Genomic DNA, 16,879 nt, shown 5'->3' on the forward strand with positions numbered 1-16,879 from the left:
TCTTCTCGTCCTTCATGCCCCGCCCGCGGGATCCGGCACAGTCGAAAACATGTTTGAACGATCACCTACACTCGGTGGTATGGCGGCTGTTTACCAAGCATCTCTGCTGAGCCTGAACGAGGAACTCGCCGTGGGGCCGCTCGGCTCGACGGTCCGCCGCGTCCCTCTCGACCGGGGCGCCTGGGTCGACGTGCGGCCGGGCTGGCTGTCGGGAGCCGACGAGCTGTTCGAGCGGCTGGCGGAGTCGGTGCCGTGGCGGGCCGAGCGGCGCAAGATGTACGACCGCGTCGTCGACGTGCCGCGGCTGCTGAAGTTCTACGACGAGGGCGAGACGCTCCCGCACCCGGTGCTCGCCGACGCCAGGCGCGTCCTCGATGAGCACTACCGCGAAGAGCTGGGCGAGCCGTTCGCCACGGCCGGCCTGTGCTACTACCGCGACGGCCGCGACAGCGTGGCCTGGCACGGCGACACCATCGGCCGCGGCGCCGCCCACGACACCATGGTGGCGATCCTGTCCGTGGGCTACGCGCGCCCTCTGCTGCTCCGCCCGCGCGGCGGCGGCTCGTCACTCCGCTACGACCTGGGTCACGGCGACCTCATCGTGATGGGCGGCAGTTGCCAGCGCACGTGGGAACACGCCGTCCCCAAGACCACCCGCCCGGCGGGGCCGCGCATCAGCATCCAGTTCCGCCCTCGCGGCGTCCGCTGACGGCCCGGGTCACCGGCCCGCCTGAGCCGCGCGGCCGCGGCCCACTCGCCCGCCATGAGGGCATGCCCGGCCGAACCCGTCGTCACGCGACGGCCGCCGCGTAGATGAGTGCGCCGTCACGGGTGAAGGGCACCTGCGTGCCGTTCAGGACCACCTTCGTGGCCCCCGGCGCGGCGATCGCGATGGCGCGCGCCTGGTCGGTACTCGCGGTCAGGCCGCTGCCGTCGATGCGGACGGTGCCGTCGGTCCCGACGCGCACGGCCAGGTCCGGCACCTCGACGGGCGACTTGACCAGGGTGGCGCCGTCATGCTCGATGGACGTGCCGCTCATCATCACGACCGTCTGACCCGCGGCGCCGGTCTCGGTGTAGAACATCTTCCCGTCGTAGTCGTACGGCCCGAACGACCGGGACGCCTGCTTGTTCCAGGACTTGTAGTACACCCCCTCGCCGCGCGCGCCCAGGTTCAGGTTCAGCGCGGTCGCCTCGAACGGCGTGGCGCCGCTGACGGGGAGGCGTTTTACGGCGACCGATGGGTCCGCAGCTCCGGTGGAGGGCAGCAGGAGGGTGTCGAAGGTGGTCCCGCCCGTGACCGTCTTGACGTACGACGCGTACTTGGCGTCCTGCACCTGGTACATGTACGGAGCGTGGTAACCGGCCCGCAGCGAGGCGCTGACCTGGCCCGGGTCGGCGGGCACCACGGTGATGTTCGCGCCCGTACCGAAGGCCGTGGCCGCCGCCTTCGAACCGGACCGCAGCGAGGGCTCGGCGTCCGAGGCGAAGTGCCAGTTCTGCTCGTAGCGGTGCGCTCCGCCGCTCTTGGGCTTCAACCGGTCGGAGACCAGCCACAGGCCCGAGTGCAGGGCCAGGATGGACCGTTCGTGGAGCGCCCCGGCGGAGGCTTCGCTGTGGGCTCCGATCCGGTCGAAGACCGGGTTGGTGACCATGTGCGTGATCGCCCCCGGAGCCTTCGAATCCTGCGCCTTGTTGTCGATCTCGATGGTGTTGTGCGCTTCCGTGCTCTTCCTCAGCCATTCCGCCCGCGGGTCCTGGCTGTAGGTGAACGTCCCCATGTCGGGCAGCAGCGGCCTGCCGTGGGCGTAGACGGTGACCGCCAGCTCGTCCGGGTGACTGTGGTTGCCCCGGTCGATGTTCAGCCGCAGGTACGAGTCCTGGGCGTGCCAGCCGGACCTGCTGACCGCCACCCGGGTGTCGGGATACAGCGACGAGGTGTGCGCGGGCTTTCGCCCCGAGCCGCCCGAGGTGCCGACGTAGATCAGCTCCTGGTCGCCCAGCAGTTCGCCCAGCCTTCTCAGCGTCGAGCGCATGTCCTTCGTGTCGCTGTCGCCGTACATGGCGTTGTAGCCGCTGGGGAAGGTCTGATCCATCAGGAAACGGGCCAGCTTGCGCAGCTTGCCCTTGGTGGCGGAGCTGAACTCGATCCCGTGCTGGCGCATGAACAGGGCGATGTCCACGTACTGGGAGGCGTAACCGCGGGCGTACCCGTCCGTCGCCTCCCAGTAGCCGCCGTCGGGGTAGGTCGAGTCGTCGAGCTGCCCCTCCAGGAAACCGAGAGCGTCGGCGCGCCACTTGTCCGCCACGCGGAACTCGGGGAAGTACACCGCGAGGTGCAGCAGCACGACCTTCTGGGTCTGCCTCCAGTTCGGCGCGCCCTGGGTGCTCTCCTGCAGATGCAGGCCAGCCCTGTTGAACGCCTTGAGGATCTCGGCGTTGGCCTCGGGGGTCAGCGACGGGCTCTTGCGCAGGATCTCGTACGCGGGGATCCAGTTCTGGATGCGGCGCGCCACGGAGAGGCTGTTCGGGTACGAGCCGGCGCCCTCGTCGGAGTCGTAGGCGTCGGCGTCCTTGATGAAGTCGGTCATGATGCCGATGAGGGCGCGGGCGTGCTTCTCGTCGCCGGTGCGCTGGTAGGCGGCGGCCAGCGGCCCCGCGAAGTAGAAGCGGGGGAGCTGGACGTAGTACTCCTTGTCGGCGCCGGCCGGCTGCTTCCAGTCGAAACCGTCGGGGTCGCCCTGCCAGGAGTAGGTGTACTGCACGGTGTTGTTCCAGGTACGGGTGTCCTCGTCGAAGGATTCGCCGTTGCCGAACAGCATGACCTGTTTCCTGGCGTCCGCCTTGCCGGTCAGCGTCAGCTCGGCCTTCTTCACCTTGGGCAGCCCGTCGAGGTCGAACTGCAAGTAGGCCTTGCTCGTCGCGGCCGTGAACGGGCCCTTGCCCTGGTCGGCGACCCGCAGCAGGTACTTGTCGCCGTAGACGTTGCCCGGGTGGCCCGCCCAGATGTGGGTGTCGTCGGTAGGCACCAGGGTCTTCGCCGAGCCGTCGGTGAAGGTCAGCCGGAGGGTGGGCTTGCCCTCTCCCTTGCTCCTGCTGTGGAAGTTCGCGACGACCGCGTCCTTGTACCGGCTCATCAGGAAGAAGCCGCTCCGGCCGCCGGTGACGCTGCTCGTCACGTCGGTGGTGACCGTGGTCTCGGCGGGGCCGACCGTCAGCGTGTCGATGTAGACCTCGCCGCCGGCGAGCGTCCAGATGTGGTCCGCGGTCAGTTCCACGGCTCCCGGCCAGTCGGGGTGGGAGAAGGTCCCGGCCGAGATCGGCGGACGGGTCCGGAAATATTCGAGCAACCGCCGTTTGGCCAGGGCATGGTCGCCGGCCTTGACCGCGTTCTGCATGGCCGTCAGTCCCGGCTCTGTGTACGACAACCGCGACCCCGCGACCCAGGCGCCGTTCTTCCACTCGCCGAAGAAACTCCTGTCCGACAGGGGTCTCGCCTCGGCGGGGGAAACCGTCACGAGCAGGGGAGCGCCGAGGAGCAACACGGCAGCGGTTCTGGTCCAGCACCTGTGAAAACGCACCCGCGCAAGAGTACGAGCGCCCGGTATGTCGCCGGTATGCCGACGCTCCCCGGCCCTCGGAACACCCCGGGGCTCGCGGACTTGACCATGGTCCGTACATGCGGAAGCCCCCGGGTGGTCCGGGGGCTTCGTGGAGATGGTGGACGATACTGGGATTGAACCAGTGACCTCTTCCGTGTCAGGGAAGCGCTCTCCCGCTGAGCTAATCGTCCGTCGAGGTGGAGACGGGATTTGAACCCGCGTGCACGGCTTTGCAGGCCGCTGCCTCGCCTCTCGGCCACTCCACCGGGCAACCTGTCCGAGCGGAAGACGGGATTCGAACCCGCGACCCTCACCTTGGCAAGGTGATGCTCTACCACTGAGCCACTTCCGCGTTGCCCGACTACTCTAGCGAATTTCCCGCCGCCCCGCCTCACCCGTGCGAATACCGCTTCCCGCCGGACCTGCGCTACAACTTCAAGGATGAAGATTGGGCCGATCGAGGTGTGGCCGCCGGTGGTGCTGGCGCCGATGGCGGGCATCACGAACGCGCCGTTCCGGGTGCTCTGCCGCGAGCAGGGCGGCGGGCTGTTCGTGTGCGAGATGATCACCTCCCGCGCCCTGGTGGAGCGGAACGCCAAGACCATGAAGATGATCCGCTTCGCCGAGCCGGAGCGGCCCAGGAGCCTCCAGCTCTACGGGGTCGACCCGGTGACGGTGGGCCGGGCGGTCAAGATGGTCGCCGAGGAAGACCTGGCCGACCACGTCGACCTCAACTTCGGCTGCCCCGTACCCAAGGTCACCAGGCGGGGCGGCGGCTCCGCGCTCCCGTACAAGCGCAACCTGCTGCGGCGGATCCTGCGTGCGGCGGTGGCGAACGCGGGACCGCTGCCCGTCACCATGAAGATGCGGACGGGCATCGACGACGACCACCTCACCTACCTCGACGCCGGCCGCATCGCGGCCGAGGAGGGCGTCGCGGCGGTGGCGCTGCACGCGCGCACCGCGCTCCAGCACTACGGCGGGACGGCCGACTGGGACGCCATCGCCCGGCTCAAGGAGGCGGTGCCCGACATCCCGGTGCTGGGCAACGGCGACATCTGGTCCGCCGACGACGCGCTGCGGATGGTCGCCCGTACGGGATGCGACGGCGTGGTCGTGGGCCGAGGCTGCCTCGGCAGGCCGTGGCTGTTCAGGGATCTGCGGAGCGCGTTCGACGGCAGCGCCGAGCGGGCCAGGCCGTCACTCGGCGAAGTGGCGCGGACGATGGCCAGGCACGCCACGATGATGGTCGAGGCGTTCGACACCGAGCGCTACGCCATCGCCGACTTCCGCAAGCACATCGGCTGGTATCTCAAGGGCTTCACCGTGGGCGCCGAGGCGCGGCGGCGGGTGACGACGGCGGACTCGCTCGACGAGCTGCGCGCCGGGCTGGCCGAGCTGGACCCTGACCAGCCGTGGCCGCCGCACACCGACACGCCGCGCGGCAAGTCCGGCGAGCGGACCAAGGTCCACCTGCCTGAAGGCTGGCTCGACGACGCCTGGGACACCGTCGTCCCCGAGGACGCCGAGTCCGACGTCTCCGGCGGCTGAGCAAGCGGGCTGCAAGAATCCCTGCATCGGCGGCTCGTACCATCGGGGACCATGATCTCCATACTCCTGTTAGCCGCAGCGGTCGCCATTCCCGACGGTTTCATGCTGTACGAGAAGGCGGCCGCCAAGAAGGATGACAACCCCGAGCACAGCTGGGCGGTGAGCGGGCGGACCGCCGCGCGGCTCGTCGTCAACCCGTGTGACAGGGCGACGCTCGCCCGGTCCGGCCGGAAGGCCGCCAAGACCCTCATCTACACGGCCGTGCCCGACTACTCGAAGTCCGAGCAGGTGATCCTCTACACCTCGAAGGCCGGGGCCGAGAAGGCGATGCGGGACATCCGTTCCGCGGTCTCCGCCTGCGGCACCAAGAGCTACCGGTTCACGGGCAAGCGGGTGAAGCTCGGCGACGAGTCGATCGCCGTCACCGGCCAGGCCTACAGCGGCAGGCGGGTGGCCATCGGCGGCGAGCGCGGCATCGTGACGCGGCGCGCGAACGCGCTGGTGATCTACACAGTCGCGGGGGAGTGGAGCAAGCCCGCCACCTCGGACTTCAAGATGCAGATCAAGGACAGCAAGAAGATGCTGGGCAAGATCTGCAGGATTGCCGCCTGCTGAGAGGCCCGGAAGGCGAAATGTCACGATCTTGGGACATTGTCATGACGAGACGCCGAACATCGTGAAGCGATTATGAATTAACAGGCGTGTGCCGGAATGCCCTTGCCAGTCCATTCCGGCACACGGCTTTTTCTTTCCCCGCCGGGAGCCGGGGCTGCTCTTCGCGGGGGCCAGCCCAGGACCCCGGGGAGAGAGTCTCCCTCCGTGAAAACGCCGAAACATCCCCTTAACGCGGGAGATGTACCGTCAATCGGCGAGCGGAGGGGGCGCAAATGGAGATCGTGGTCGACGACCTCACCGGCGACGAGATCGCCAAATTCCTGGACGAGCACGTCAGAGAGATGTTGTCCACCACGCCGCCCGAGAGCAAACACGCCCTCGACCTCGACGGCCTGCGCCGCCCCGAGATCACGTTCTGGTCCGTGTGGGACGACGGCACGCTGGTCGGCTGCGGCGCGATCAAGCGGCTCGACCCCGGACACGCCGAGCTCAAGTCCATGCGCACCGCCACCGCCCGCAAGCGCGGTGGCGTGGCGTCCTTCCTGCTCGCCCACATCATCGCCGAGGCGGAGCGGATGGGGATCCGGCGGCTGAGCCTCGAAACCGGCTCCGCCGAGTTCTACCTGCCGGCGCGGCGGCTGTACGAGAAATTCGGCTTCACCTTCTGCGAGCCGTTCGCGGACTACCGCCCCGACCCCAACAGCGTGTTCATGACGAGGGCGCTGACTTCCTAGAGCCGGTTGAGCCCCTGCACGTGGATGACGGCGTGGCCCTCCTCGTCGGACGCCGTCAGGTCGACCTGGGCGTCGATGCCCCAGTCGCCGTCGCCCGCGGGGTCCTTCACCGTCTGGCGGACCTTCCACACGCCGGGCTCCTCCTCGATGCGCAGCAGCGCCGGCCCGCGGGCGTCGGCGTCGGTGAGGATCTCCTCGTGCTCGTCGTAGTAGGCGTCGAGCGCGGCGCCCCAGTCGACGTCGGGAGCGAGCTCCTCCAGCTCCGCCTCCTTCTCCAGCGCGCACAGCTCGGCGAGCCGGAACATGGCGTTGCGCACCAGCACCCGGAACGCCCGAGGGTTGCCGGTGACCGGGCGCACCTTGGTCTCCAGCTGGTCGCGCCGCTCCAGCGCCTCGCCGGGGTTGGCGAGCTTCTCCCACTCGTCGATCAGGCTGGAGTCGACCTGGCGCACCAGCTCGCCGAGCCACTCGATCAGGTCGACGAACTCCTCGGTCTTCAGGTGCTCGGGGACGGTACGCGAGAGCGTGCGGTAGGCGTCGGCCAGGTAGCGCAGCACGGTGCCCTCGGAGCGGGCCAGCTCGTAGAACTGGATGTACTCGCTGAACGTCATCGCCCGCTCGTACAGGTCGCGGACCACGGACTTGGGGCTGACGGTGTAGTCGCCGACCCACGGGTGGCCGCGCCGGTAGGTCTCGTACGCGCCGAGCAGCAGGTCCTCCAGCGGCATCGGGTACATGATCTCGGCGAGCGCCTCCATGCGCTCCTCGTACTCGACGCCGTCGGCCTTCATCTCGGCGACGGCCTCGCCGCGCGCCTTCTTCAGCTGGGCCGACAGGATCTGGCGCGGGTCGTCCAGGATGGACTCGACGATCGACACCATGTCGAGGGCGTAACCGGGCGACTCGCGGTCGAGCAGCTCGAAGGCGGCCAGCGCGAACGTCGACAGCGCCTGGTTGAGCGCGAAGTCCTCCTGCAGCTCGATGGTCAGCCGGGCGCGGCGGCCCTGCTCGTCGGGCTCGCGGAGCTGCTCGACGACGCCGCCGGCCAGCAGCGACCGGTAGATCGCGATGGCCTGGCTGATGTGCCGCCGCTGCCACTTGCGGTCTTCGTGGTTGTCGGTCAGCAGGTGCTTCATCGCCTGGAAGCAGTCGCCGGGCCGGTTGATGACGGCCAGCAGCATCGCGTTGCTCACCTTGAACCGGGACTGGAGCGGCTCGGGCTCGGCCTGCTGGAGCTTCTGGAACGTCTCCTCGCTCCAGCCGACGAACCCCTCCGGCGGCTTCTTGCGGGCGTAGCCGCGCCGCCGCTTCGGGTCGTCGCCGATCTTGGCCAGCGCGCGGGCGTTCTCGATGTCGTGCTCGGGGGCCTGGCAGGCGACGTAACCGATGGTGTCGAACCCGGCGCGGCCCGCCCGGCCGGCGATCTGGTGGAACTCGCGGGCGCGCAGCCGCCGCACCTTGTTGCCGTCGTACTTGGACAGCGCGGTGAACAGCACCGTGCGGATCGGCACGTTGACGCCGACGCCGAGCGTGTCGGTGCCGCAGATGACCTTGAGCAGCCCTGCCTGGGCCAGCCGCTCGACCAGCCGCCGGTACTTGGGCAGCATGCCCGCGTGGTGGACGCCGATGCCGTGGCGGACCAGCCTCGACAGGGCGCGGCCGAAGCGCGTGGTGAACCGGAAGCCGCCGATCATCGTGGCGATCGCTTCCTTCTCGGCCTTGGTGCACATGTTGATGCTCATCAGCGACTGGGCCCGCTCCATGGCGGCCGCCTGCGTGAAGTGGACCACGTAGACGGGGGCCTGGGAGGTGGACAGCATCTCCTCGAGCGTCTCGTGCAGCGGTGTCATCCGGTAGGAGTAGACCAGCGGGACGGGCCGCTCGGCGTTCTTGACCACGGCCGTCGGGCGGCCGGTGCGCCGGGTCAGGTCGCGCTCGAACATGGACACGTCGCCGAGCGTCGCCGACATCAGGACGAACTGCACGTGCGGCAGCTCCAGCAGCGGCACCTGCCAGGCCCAGCCGCGGTCGGGCTCGGCGTAGAAGTGGAACTCGTCCATCACCACCTGGCCGATGTCGGCCCTGGCGCCGTCGCGCAGCGCCACGTTGGCCAGGATCTCGGCGGTGCAGCAGATGATCGGCGCGCCCGGGTTGACGCTGGCGTCGCCGGTCATCATGCCGACGTTCTCGGTGCCGAAGACGGCGCACAGGTCGAAGAACTTCTCCGACACCAGCGCCTTGATGGGCGCGGTGTAGAAGGTCCGCTGGTCGCGGGTCAGGGCGGTGAAGTGGGCGCCGGCGGCGACCAGGCTCTTGCCGGAGCCGGTGGGGGTGGCCAGGATCAGGTTGCTGCCCGAGACCACCTCGATCAGCGCCTCCTCCTGGGCGGGATAGAGCGTGAGCCCCCTCTCGGCGTTCCAGGAGGCGAACGCTTCGTAGATGGTGTCGGGATCGGCGTCGATCTCGTCGGGCAGGCGGTCGATGAGAAGGCTCACACCTCTATCCTGCCGAAGTCTGCGGGATGCTAGGACCCCAGGCCGAGTTGGAGCAGCGTGGTGTCGATCCAGCGGCCGTGTTTGAACCCCACCCGGCGCAGCCGGCCCGCCTCCACGAACCCGAAGGCGGCGTGCAGGTTGAGCGACGCCGTCTCGTCGCCGCTGCCCGCGACGACCGCGACGAGCTGGTGTGCGCCGGCCTGCCGGGCGGCGGCGATCAGCTCGGCCAGCAGCATCCCGCCGAGCCCGCGCCCGGTCGCCCCGGGCGCGAGGTAGACGGTGTCCTCCAGCGTGTGCCGGTAGGCGGGCTTGGGCCGGTAGCGGGTTGCGTAGGCGAACCCGAGCACCTCGCCGTCCTCCTCGGCCACCAGGAACGGCAGCCCCGCCCCGGTGATCGCCGCCGCCTTCGCCCGCCACTCGTCCACGGTCGGCGGCGTCTCGTCGAAGGTGGCGACGGTCTCGGTGACGTAGTGGGCATAGACCGCGGCGACGGCGGGCAGATCGGACTCGACCGGCGGGCGGATGGTCGTCATGGCGTGTCATTCTGCCCCGGCGAGATGACGGTCGCGTTTCGGCGCGCTCACCCTCGTCAGCCACAGCCCGCCCGCGATCGCCGCGACCGCCGCCACCGGCGCCGCCCCCGGGGCGAACCCCGCGACGGTCAGCGTCAGCAGCCCGCCGCCGACCAGCGCGGCCGCCGCCAGCGCGATGCCCCAGTCGGCGATCCCGTACGCGAACGCGGGCGGCTCCTCGTACCGGGCGAACCACCGCATCAGCGGCCACAGCACCAGGCACAGCAGCCCGAACCAGAGCGGCCACCCCGCGAACCAGTCCCCGCCGCCGGGTTCGGGCGTGCGCACGCCCAGCCCCACCACGACCACGCCCGTCACCGCGAACAGCGCCGGCATGTGCCACAGGTACGCGGTCATCATCCGCGGCCCCGCCCAGGCGAGCAGGCGGCGCAGCGGCAGCCGCAGGATCCGCTCCCGCAGCAGGACGGCCAGCCCCACCTGCCCGAACCCGACGGCCATGATCGCCAGCGTGGGCGGCGCCATGTTCGAGGTCTCGGCGCCGGGCAGCCCGATCATGCTGCCCGGGTACGGGCCGAACGCGACCAGCAGCGCCGCCGCCCCGTACCCGCAGGCCGCCATCAGGCCCGGCCGCTTCAGCCGCCCGTCCGCGTACAGGAACCCGAGCTGGTGCACCGCCAGCCACACGAAGACCACGTTCAGGTAGCCGGCCGCGTCGATCCCGGACGCGAACCGGGCCACGTCCGTCAGCACCGCCCCGGCGGCCAGCGCCATCGGCACGCGCGCACCGTACCGCTCGTGCAGGCCCAGCAGGTACGGGGTCGCGACCACGGCGATCAGGTAGACGGCGAGGAACCACAGCAGCTGGCCCGTCAGCCGGGCCCCCACCTGCAGCGGCTGCTCGGGCACGCCCAGCGCGAGCAGCAGGTGCGGCAGCGGGATCCAGACCGCGGCGAGCGGCAGCAGCGGCCAGGCCAGCCGCCGCAGCCGGCCCGTCAGCCAGCGCGGCCCGCCGGCGGCGGAGCGGCGGAAGCTGATCGCGTTCGCCGCCCCGCCCGCGAAGAACACCAGCGGCATCACCTGGCTGATCCACGTCACCACCCACACGCCCGGCGTGGCCAGCGCGTTGCCGGTGGTCAGCCGGGCGCCGTCGTAGCCGAGCACCGGGATGGTCCAGTGCTGCAGCACCACCAGCGCCATGCCGAGCACCCGCAGGACGTCGATGAACGGATCGCGTGCGGCGGGCGGCGCGGTGCGCGGCCGCTCCAGCAGGACGGTCATCGGGGATGCCTCGATTCATCGGGGGAACGATGGGTTCAAGGCTTCCGTCCGCGGCTCCCGGGCACACTGACGCGCGCCACCGTCTTCCGGGCAGGCCGGCAGGACCGCCGGGGGTAGGGCTGTCCCCACCCCCTGACACCGGCAGACCGGGTCGAAAAGGGCACGCGAGGGCCTTAGCGTTTGGGGCATGCGCTCCCTGACAAGGCGGGTTCTGCTGGACACCCGCTACACGCTCGTGGGGTTCCCCGCGACGGCGCTCGCCTTCGTGATCTCGATCGCCGGGCTGGCCGCGGGCCTCGGCGGCATGGTCGTGTGGATCGGCGTGCCGGTGCTGGCCGGGACGATGCTGGCCGCCCGCCTGTTCGCCGACGCGGAGCGCGGCTGGCTCTCCGACGTGCTCAAACGCCCGCCCGTACGCCCCCGCTACAAGGCGCCGCCGCCGGGCGCCGGCCGCTTCCGCCGGATCATCAACCCGCTCACCAGCGGCCAGTCCTGGCTCGACCTGCTGCACGCCATCGTGAACTTCCCGCTCGCGCTGGTGTCGTTCGTGCTCACCACGGTCTTCTGGGCGGTGCCCCTGGCCGGTCTGACCTATCCGATCTACGGCCTGGTCACCTCGCGCATCCCGGGCAACGTCGAGCTGCCCGAGCTGCTCGGCCTGGGCGACGGCTACCTGGTCAACCTGGTCTTCTACGTGACGCTGGGGTTCCTGTTCCTGCTGATCATGCCGTTCGTGGTGCGCGGCTCCTCGCTGCTGCGCGCCGGTCTCGGCCGGGTGCTGCTCACCGGCGTGGCCGAGCTGCAGGAGCGCATCGACGACCTGGCCGAGGGCCGCGCCGCCGCGGTCTCCGCCGAGGCCAACGCGCTGCGCAAGCTGGAGCGCGACATCCACGACGGCCCCCAGCAGCGGCTGGTGTCGCTGGCCATGGAGCTGTCGCGGGCGCAGCGGCAGCTCGACAAGGACCCCGAGGCCGCCCAGGCGACGATCAGGTCCGCGATCACCTCGACCCGAGAGACGCTCGACGAGCTGCGCGCCCTGTCGCGCGGCATCGCCCCGCCCGTCCTGTCCGACCGCGGGCTCGCGCCCGCCCTGGCCGCCCTCGCCGGCCGCTGCACCGTCCCCGTCGACCTGGACGTGCGGGCCACCGGCCGGTACGACGCCGCGGTCGAGAACGCGGTCTACTTCGTCGTCGCCGAGTCGCTCACCAACGTGGCCAAGCACAGCCGGGCATCCCATTGCACCATCCGGCTGGTGCACACCGGTGATCGCCTGGTGCTGAGCATCGGGGATGATGGGGTCGGCGGCGCGCACGTCGCCAAGGGACACGGTCTCGCCGGGCTGGCCGACCGGCTCCGCGCCGTCGACGGGGAGCTCGCGGTGAGCTCGCCGGAAGGCGGGCCGACGGTGATCGTAGCGGAGGTGCCGTGCGTGTAGTCGTGGCCGATGACGCCGTGCTGATCAGGGAGGGCCTGGTCAGGCTGCTCGAGGAGTTCGGCTGCGAGGTGGTGGCGACCGTCGGCGACGGTGACGCCCTCGTCGAGGCCGTGGCCGCCCACCGGCCGGACGTGTCGGTGGTGGACGTGCGGATGCCGCCGAGCTTCACCGACGAGGGGCTGCGCGCCGCCGTGCGGGCCAGGGAGCTGGTGCCGGGGGCGCCGGTGCTCATCCTGTCGCAGTACGTCGAGGTGTCGTACGCCGACGACCTGCTCGCCGACGCCAGGGGCGCGGTGGGTTACCTGCTGAAGGACCGGGTCGTCGACGTGGAGGAGTTCCTGGAGGGCCTGCGGCGGGTCGCCGCGGGCGGGACCGTGTTCGACCCGCAGGTGGTGTCGCAGTTGATGGTGCGCAGGCGCAGGGACGACCCGCTCGCCTCGCTCACCCCGCGCGAGCGCGAGGTGCTGGGCCTGATGGCGGAGGGGAAGTCCAACCCCGCCATCGGCAGGCAGCTCGTCATCAGCGACGGGGCCGTGGAGAAGCACATCAGGAGCATCTTCAGCAAGCTCGGCCTCTACGCCGACGACAGCGACCAGCATCGCCGGGTCCTGGCCGTCCTGGCCTATCTGCGGTCCTGAGCGCGCTGTGATGATGACGCGCGCCTGAGCGCGTCGCTCTGCCGCGCGGCTCCTGAGCGCGTGTCATCCCCGCGGCGCGACCCGGGGCCGCCCTGGGCGGTGGTCGTGCCGGTGCGGCGGGCGGCCGTGCCGACCGCCGGGCCTGCCCCGGCGAGGGCCGGAGCAGCTGGCGTGCCCGTTGGTCGCGCCAGCCGGAACCGGGCCCGCCTCGGGGCGGTGACATCCGCCCGTCAGCCCCCACTCGGCCCGGTCATCCCCTTCGTGCGACGGCCGGCATCCCTCGGTGCCGGCCGATCCCGGTGTCGCCGGCCGGTCCGCGCGGGCATCGCGCGGACCTGGCCGCCCGGTGGTCAGCCGAGCGCTTCGACCAGCTTCTTGCGCTGCTGGGCGCCCAGGCCGCCGAGGCGGCGCTTCTCGTCGACGCCGGCCTCCTCCATCAGAGCGGTGGCCTTGGCCGGGCCGACGCCCTTCACGGCGCGCAGGGCCTGCGACACCTTGATCTTCTTGGCGATGTCGTCGTCGCGCTCGAGCAGCTGCGAGAACGACAGCTCGCCCGCCTTGACCTTCGCCAGCAGGGCGGTGCGGGCGGCACGGGCCTCCGCGGCCTTCTCCAGCGCCGCCTTGCGCTGCTCGGGGGTGAGAGTAGGAAGTGCCATCAGTAGTTCTCCTCGGGGAGTTAACGATCGGGGATTCTGTTACCCGTAGTGCAGTGGCTAATCATGGCGGATACCAGCGGTTCGTGTAGCGGAAAGCGCCGCTCAACGTGTCCGCGGGGCCGTGGCGGCCGCTCCGCCGCACGGCGTCTCCCACCCGGGCGCGCCGCCGCGGACGACCGCGCCACCGGCCACGCTTTACGACTCACCGTAGCCCCGAGGTGCCGGGATACGGCGTCAGATGGTGCCGAAAGGGCCTTTGACCAGGCATGACGCCCTCGGATTCGGACTCCGGGCGGAGGCTCGCGCGGGTGCCGCCCGCCGGTCCGGGACGCCCGCCATCTGATGATCGTCCCGCTCGGCCCGCGCACCCGGTGCGTCATGCCCCCGAGGCCCGGTTTTGCCCCTGAAGCGTGGTTTTCATCACACTCCTGTTTTCCGGGCGTGTCGCGCGTGATGGGATCGTGACTTGACCGGGGACGTGGCGGGCGGGTTACATGGCGCACACGCAGTAAACGTTTACAGTCTCTTTGCTGAAATCGTTTACGTACATGGAAGGGACAGCCTTGGCCGACGGACCCACGATCACCACGATCGCCGAGCGCGCCGGTGTCTCCATCGCCTCGGTGTCGCGGGTGCTCAACGGCCTGCCCACCCGGCAGGAGACCGTGCGGAAGGTGATGGCCGCCGCCGAGGAGCTCGGATATGTGCGCAACGCCGTCGCCCGCTCCCTGAAGTCCCGCCGCACCCACCAGGTCGCCTTCGCCATGGCCGACGTCGGCAACCCGGCCTACCTCGCCATGTTGCGCCAGATCCAGCCGGTGCTCAAGTCCGCCGGCTACCGCCTCGTCCTGCACTCCACGGACGCGGTGGTGGCCGACGAGATCGACGTGCTGCACAGCCTGGGGGAGCGGTACGTGGACGGGCTGATCATGAGCCCGCTGCGCGTCACCGAGCAGCACCTGGACATGCTGGCCGCGGCCCGCGCCCCGGTGGTGATCATCGGGTCGGTGCCGGAGGGCACGCCTGTGGACAACGTCAGGGCCGACTCGCGCACCGGCGTGAAGCTGGCCATCGACCACCTCTACCGGCTCGGCCGCCGCACGATCGGCATGGTCAACGGCCCGACCGACACGGTGCCCGGCGCCGCACGCGGGGCCGCGTACCGGGAGGCGCTGGAAGATCTCGGGATGCCGTACGACGAGGAGCTGGTCGAGATCGGCGACTTCTACCGCGCCGAGGGCGGCAGGGCCGTCGCGGCGCTGCTGGAGCGGCGGCCCGACGTCGACGCGCTGATGTGCGCCAACGACCTGATCGCGCTCGGCGCGCTGGACGTGCTGCGCGCGGCCGGGCGGCGGGTGCCGGACGACGTGGCGGTGGCCGGCATGGACGACACCGACCTGGCGGCGGCCTCCTGGCCGTCGCTCACCAGCGTCTCGCTGGGGTCGGCCGAACGTGGCAAGGCCGCCGCCGAGCTGCTGGTCGACCGGCTGAAGAACGGCGACAGGGAGCCCCGCAGGGTGACCGTGCCGCCGCGCCTCGCGGTACGGGCTTCGACGACGGGGGAGGAGCCCGCACCGTACCAGGCGCCCGGCGCGGAGAGGGGGACGCCGTGACGGCCACGGCGACGCGGCCCGCGCCGCCCGCCGGTCGCCGGCGGAGTGGGCGCGGGCCGCGCCAGAACCGCGAGATGTGGGTGCTCCTGCTGCCCGCGCTCGTGCCGGTGCTGATCTTCAGCGTCGGGCCGCTGCTGTACGGGATCTCGCTGGCGTTCACCGACGCCGAGTCCGGCAGGAACCACGTCACCAGCTTCGCCGGCCTGGACAACTTCGCCGCGCTGCTCGGCGACGACGACTTCTGGCAGTCCATGCAGGTCGGGATGATCTGGGCGGTCTCGGTGACCGCGCTGCAGTTCCTCGCCTCGCTGGGGCTGGCCCTGCTGCTCAACGAGCGGCTGGCGCTGCGCGGCGTGGCCCGGGTGCTGGCCATGGTGCCGTGGGCGATGCCGCCCGTGGTGATCGGCCTGATGTGGCGGCTGGTCTACCACCCCGACGCCGGCATCGTGAACAGCACGCTCGGCACCGACATCAACTGGCTGGCCGACTTCACCTGGGCGCTGCCCGCCGTCATCGTCATGGGCGTCTGGAGCGGCATGCCGCAGACCACGGTGGTGCTGCTGGCGGGCCTGCAGACCGTCCCGAGGGAGCTGTACGAGGCGGGCGCGATGGACGGGGCGGGCACCTGGAGCCGGTTCTGGAACATCACGCTGCCCCAGCTCCGCCCGGTCATCGTGGCCATCACCTCGCTCGACTTCGTGTGGAACTTCAACCAGTTCAGCCTGGTCTACGTGCTCACCCAGGGCGGGCCCGGCGGGCGGACGCGGCTGCCGATGCTGTTCGCGTACGAGGAGGCGTTCCGCTACGGCTTCTTCGGCTACGCGGCCGCGCTCGGCGTCGCCATCGTGGTCGTCGTGCTCGCCCTGCTCGGCGTCTACCTGTGGCGGCAGCTGAGGGAGGCGTCATGAGAAGGATCCCCCAGTACGCGGCGCTGCTGGTCTACCTGGTCTTCCTGGGCTTCCCGCTGGTCTGGCTGCTGTCGACGGCGCTGAAGACGCCGCAGGAGATGGCCAGCCTGGACCCCGCCTGGATCCCCCGGGAGCCGACGCTGGCCAACTTCGCCGCCGCGTTCGGCGAGCAGGACCTGGTCGGGGCCGGGCTGCGCAGCCTCGTCGTGGCGCTGGCCAGCGCGTTCCTGACCGTGGCGGTCGCGCTGCCCGCCGCGTACGCGCTCGCCCGCTACCAGGGCGTGCTGAAGCGGATCGCGCTCGGATGGGTGCTGGTCAGCCAGGTGTTCCCGTTCATCCTGATCATCATCCCGCTGTTCATGGTCATGCGGGAGCTCGACCTGGTCAACACGCTGGCCGGGCTGGTGGCGGTGCACGTGACGTTCACGCTGCCGTTCGCGCTGTGGATGCTCCAGGGGTACGTGCGCTCGGTGCCGCGCGAGCTGGAGGAGGCCGCGGCGGTGGACGGCGCCGGCCGGATGCGGGCGATCGTCAAGGTGGTCGCCCCGCTGCTGGCGCCGGGCGTGGTGGCGACGCTGCTGTTCTCGTTCATCTCGTCGTGGAACGAGTTCCTGTTCGCGCTCGTGGTCCTGAAGGACCCGGACGTGATGACGCTCCCGCTGACGCTGGTGCGGTTCACCGGCCCCGAGGGAGTGGCAAGGCTCGGCCCGCTGGCCGCGGCGTCGCTGATGGCGACGATCCCGAGCTTGATCTTTTTCGCAATCATCCAGCGACGGCTCAGGTCCGGCCTGATGGCCGGCGCTGTGAAGGGCTAGGAGGCT

At 70.7% G+C, this 16,879-nt stretch carries 14 protein-coding genes and 3 tRNA genes; 9 read left to right on the top strand and 8 right to left on the bottom strand.

Annotation, left to right across the window (positions count from 1 at the left end; all coding sequences use genetic code 11):
- Window positions 1–79 precede the first annotated feature (79 nt).
- Window positions 80–709 carry an alpha-ketoglutarate-dependent dioxygenase AlkB gene (locus tag ACZ6YG_RS19595; RefSeq protein ID WP_148030713.1) on the top strand — a complete coding sequence of 210 codons (630 nt, stop codon included), beginning with the start codon at window positions 80–82 and terminating at the stop codon, window positions 707–709.
- Window positions 710–791: 82 nt separating this feature from the next.
- On the opposite strand, the gene ACZ6YG_RS19600 is transcribed toward ACZ6YG_RS19595, so the two are convergent.
- The 4 genes from ACZ6YG_RS19600 to ACZ6YG_RS19615 form a co-directional block, all read right to left on the bottom strand.
- Window positions 792–3,545 (bottom strand): heparinase II/III family protein, encoded by a 2,754-nt coding sequence (locus tag ACZ6YG_RS19600; RefSeq protein ID WP_466018792.1) that lies wholly within the window; start codon window positions 3,543–3,545, stop codon window positions 792–794.
- A 173-nt stretch (window positions 3,546–3,718) separates the two neighbouring features.
- Window positions 3,719–3,793, bottom strand: a tRNA-Val gene (locus ACZ6YG_RS19605).
- Window positions 3,794–3,797: 4 nt separating this feature from the next.
- Window positions 3,798–3,868: transfer RNA gene (locus ACZ6YG_RS19610), tRNA-Cys, on the bottom strand.
- A 14-nt stretch (window positions 3,869–3,882) separates the two neighbouring features.
- Window positions 3,883–3,954, bottom strand: a tRNA-Gly gene (locus tag ACZ6YG_RS19615).
- A gap of 89 nt (window positions 3,955–4,043) precedes the next feature.
- On the opposite strand from ACZ6YG_RS19615, the gene dusB reads away from it, so the two are divergent.
- The 3 genes from dusB (at window position 4,044) to ACZ6YG_RS19630 (ending at window position 6,502) form a co-directional block, all read left to right on the top strand.
- Window positions 4,044–5,153: a tRNA dihydrouridine synthase DusB gene (dusB, locus tag ACZ6YG_RS19620; RefSeq protein ID WP_466018793.1), complete on the top strand. Its 1,110-nt coding sequence runs from the start codon at window positions 4,044–4,046 to the stop codon at window positions 5,151–5,153.
- A 51-nt stretch (window positions 5,154–5,204) separates the two neighbouring features.
- Window positions 5,205–5,768, top strand: coding sequence for a hypothetical protein (locus ACZ6YG_RS19625; RefSeq protein WP_148030716.1), 564 nt, complete (start codon window positions 5,205–5,207; stop codon window positions 5,766–5,768).
- 272 nt (window positions 5,769–6,040) lie between these two features.
- Window positions 6,041–6,502 (top strand): GNAT family N-acetyltransferase, encoded by a 462-nt coding sequence (locus tag ACZ6YG_RS19630; RefSeq protein ID WP_148030717.1) that lies wholly within the window; start codon window positions 6,041–6,043, stop codon window positions 6,500–6,502.
- Here the strand turns inward: ACZ6YG_RS19630 and ACZ6YG_RS19635 are convergent.
- Genes ACZ6YG_RS19635 through ACZ6YG_RS19645 form a run of 3 tightly spaced genes read right to left on the bottom strand, consistent with a single transcriptional unit; the run spans window position 6,499 to window position 10,808 of the window.
- On the bottom strand, window positions 6,499–8,997 hold the full coding sequence (locus ACZ6YG_RS19635; protein WP_148030718.1) for a DEAD/DEAH box helicase: 2,499 nt from the start codon (window positions 8,995–8,997) through the stop codon (window positions 6,499–6,501). The two genes, ACZ6YG_RS19630 and ACZ6YG_RS19635, sit on opposite strands and share 4 nt — an antisense overlap.
- Window positions 8,998–9,026: 29 nt before the next feature.
- The gene (locus ACZ6YG_RS19640) at window positions 9,027–9,530 is read right to left on the bottom strand and encodes a GNAT family N-acetyltransferase (RefSeq protein WP_148030719.1); all 504 of its coding nucleotides are present in this window, start codon (window positions 9,528–9,530) and stop codon (window positions 9,027–9,029) included.
- A gap of 6 nt (window positions 9,531–9,536) precedes the next feature.
- A complete protein-coding gene (locus tag ACZ6YG_RS19645) occupies window positions 9,537–10,808 on the bottom strand; it encodes an acyltransferase family protein (protein ID WP_466018794.1) in 1,272 nt (423 codons plus the stop codon).
- Between the two features lie 187 nt (window positions 10,809–10,995).
- Here ACZ6YG_RS19645 and ACZ6YG_RS19650 point away from each other — a divergent pair, with 187 nt between their 5' ends.
- Together ACZ6YG_RS19650 and ACZ6YG_RS19655 are read left to right on the top strand one after the other, a co-directional pair.
- Window positions 10,996–12,243, top strand: a complete 1,248-nt coding sequence (locus tag ACZ6YG_RS19650) for a sensor histidine kinase (RefSeq protein ID WP_148030721.1) — start codon at window positions 10,996–10,998, stop codon at window positions 12,241–12,243.
- Window positions 12,234–12,881 carry a response regulator transcription factor gene (locus tag ACZ6YG_RS19655; RefSeq protein ID WP_148030722.1) on the top strand — a complete coding sequence of 216 codons (648 nt, stop codon included), beginning with the start codon at window positions 12,234–12,236 and terminating at the stop codon, window positions 12,879–12,881. Before ACZ6YG_RS19650 ends, ACZ6YG_RS19655 begins: the two co-directional genes overlap by 10 nt.
- Before the next feature lie 350 nt (window positions 12,882–13,231).
- Here ACZ6YG_RS19655 and mihF read toward each other — a convergent pair whose 3' ends face one another.
- On the bottom strand, window positions 13,232–13,537 hold the full coding sequence (gene mihF, locus ACZ6YG_RS19660; RefSeq protein WP_101784984.1) for an integration host factor, actinobacterial type: 306 nt from the start codon (window positions 13,535–13,537) through the stop codon (window positions 13,232–13,234).
- A gap of 563 nt (window positions 13,538–14,100) precedes the next feature.
- Between mihF and ACZ6YG_RS19665 the strand changes: the two genes are divergently transcribed.
- From ACZ6YG_RS19665 to ACZ6YG_RS19675, 3 genes are read left to right on the top strand one after another with little or no spacing between them, the layout of a single operon-like run.
- Window positions 14,101–15,150 carry a LacI family DNA-binding transcriptional regulator gene (locus ACZ6YG_RS19665; RefSeq protein ID WP_466018795.1) on the top strand — a complete coding sequence of 350 codons (1,050 nt, stop codon included), beginning with the start codon at window positions 14,101–14,103 and terminating at the stop codon, window positions 15,148–15,150.
- Window positions 15,147–16,058 (top strand): carbohydrate ABC transporter permease, encoded by a 912-nt coding sequence (locus ACZ6YG_RS19670; RefSeq protein ID WP_466018796.1) that lies wholly within the window; start codon window positions 15,147–15,149, stop codon window positions 16,056–16,058. Before ACZ6YG_RS19665 ends, ACZ6YG_RS19670 begins: the two co-directional genes overlap by 4 nt.
- Window positions 16,055–16,873: a carbohydrate ABC transporter permease gene (locus tag ACZ6YG_RS19675; protein ID WP_148030724.1), complete on the top strand. Its 819-nt coding sequence runs from the start codon at window positions 16,055–16,057 to the stop codon at window positions 16,871–16,873. Before ACZ6YG_RS19670 ends, ACZ6YG_RS19675 begins: the two co-directional genes overlap by 4 nt.
- The last annotated feature ends 6 nt before the right edge of the window (window positions 16,874–16,879 follow it).

Source organism: Nonomuraea sp. NPDC054003, assembly GCF_055585125.1.

What these genes read in the sequence shown, in the direction of transcription:
- ACZ6YG_RS19645 (WP_466018794.1), bottom strand. Translation starts at nt 10,808, where the DNA reads ATGACCGTCCTGCTGGAGCGGCCGCGCACCGCGCCGCCCGCCGCACGC.
- ACZ6YG_RS19675 (WP_148030724.1), top strand. Translation starts at nt 16,055, where the DNA reads ATGAGAAGGATCCCCCAGTACGCGGCGCTGCTGGTCTACCTGGTCTTC.
- dusB (WP_466018793.1), top strand. Translation starts at nt 4,044, where the DNA reads ATGAAGATTGGGCCGATCGAGGTGTGGCCGCCGGTGGTGCTGGCGCCG.
- ACZ6YG_RS19650 (WP_148030721.1), top strand. Translation starts at nt 10,996, where the DNA reads ATGCGCTCCCTGACAAGGCGGGTTCTGCTGGACACCCGCTACACGCTC.
- ACZ6YG_RS19625 (WP_148030716.1), top strand. Translation starts at nt 5,205, where the DNA reads ATGATCTCCATACTCCTGTTAGCCGCAGCGGTCGCCATTCCCGACGGT.
- mihF (WP_101784984.1), bottom strand. Translation starts at nt 13,537, where the DNA reads ATGGCACTTCCTACTCTCACCCCCGAGCAGCGCAAGGCGGCGCTGGAG.
- ACZ6YG_RS19630 (WP_148030717.1), top strand. Translation starts at nt 6,041, where the DNA reads ATGGAGATCGTGGTCGACGACCTCACCGGCGACGAGATCGCCAAATTC.
- ACZ6YG_RS19595 (WP_148030713.1), top strand. Translation starts at nt 80, where the DNA reads ATGGCGGCTGTTTACCAAGCATCTCTGCTGAGCCTGAACGAGGAACTC.
- ACZ6YG_RS19640 (WP_148030719.1), bottom strand. Translation starts at nt 9,530, where the DNA reads ATGACGACCATCCGCCCGCCGGTCGAGTCCGATCTGCCCGCCGTCGCC.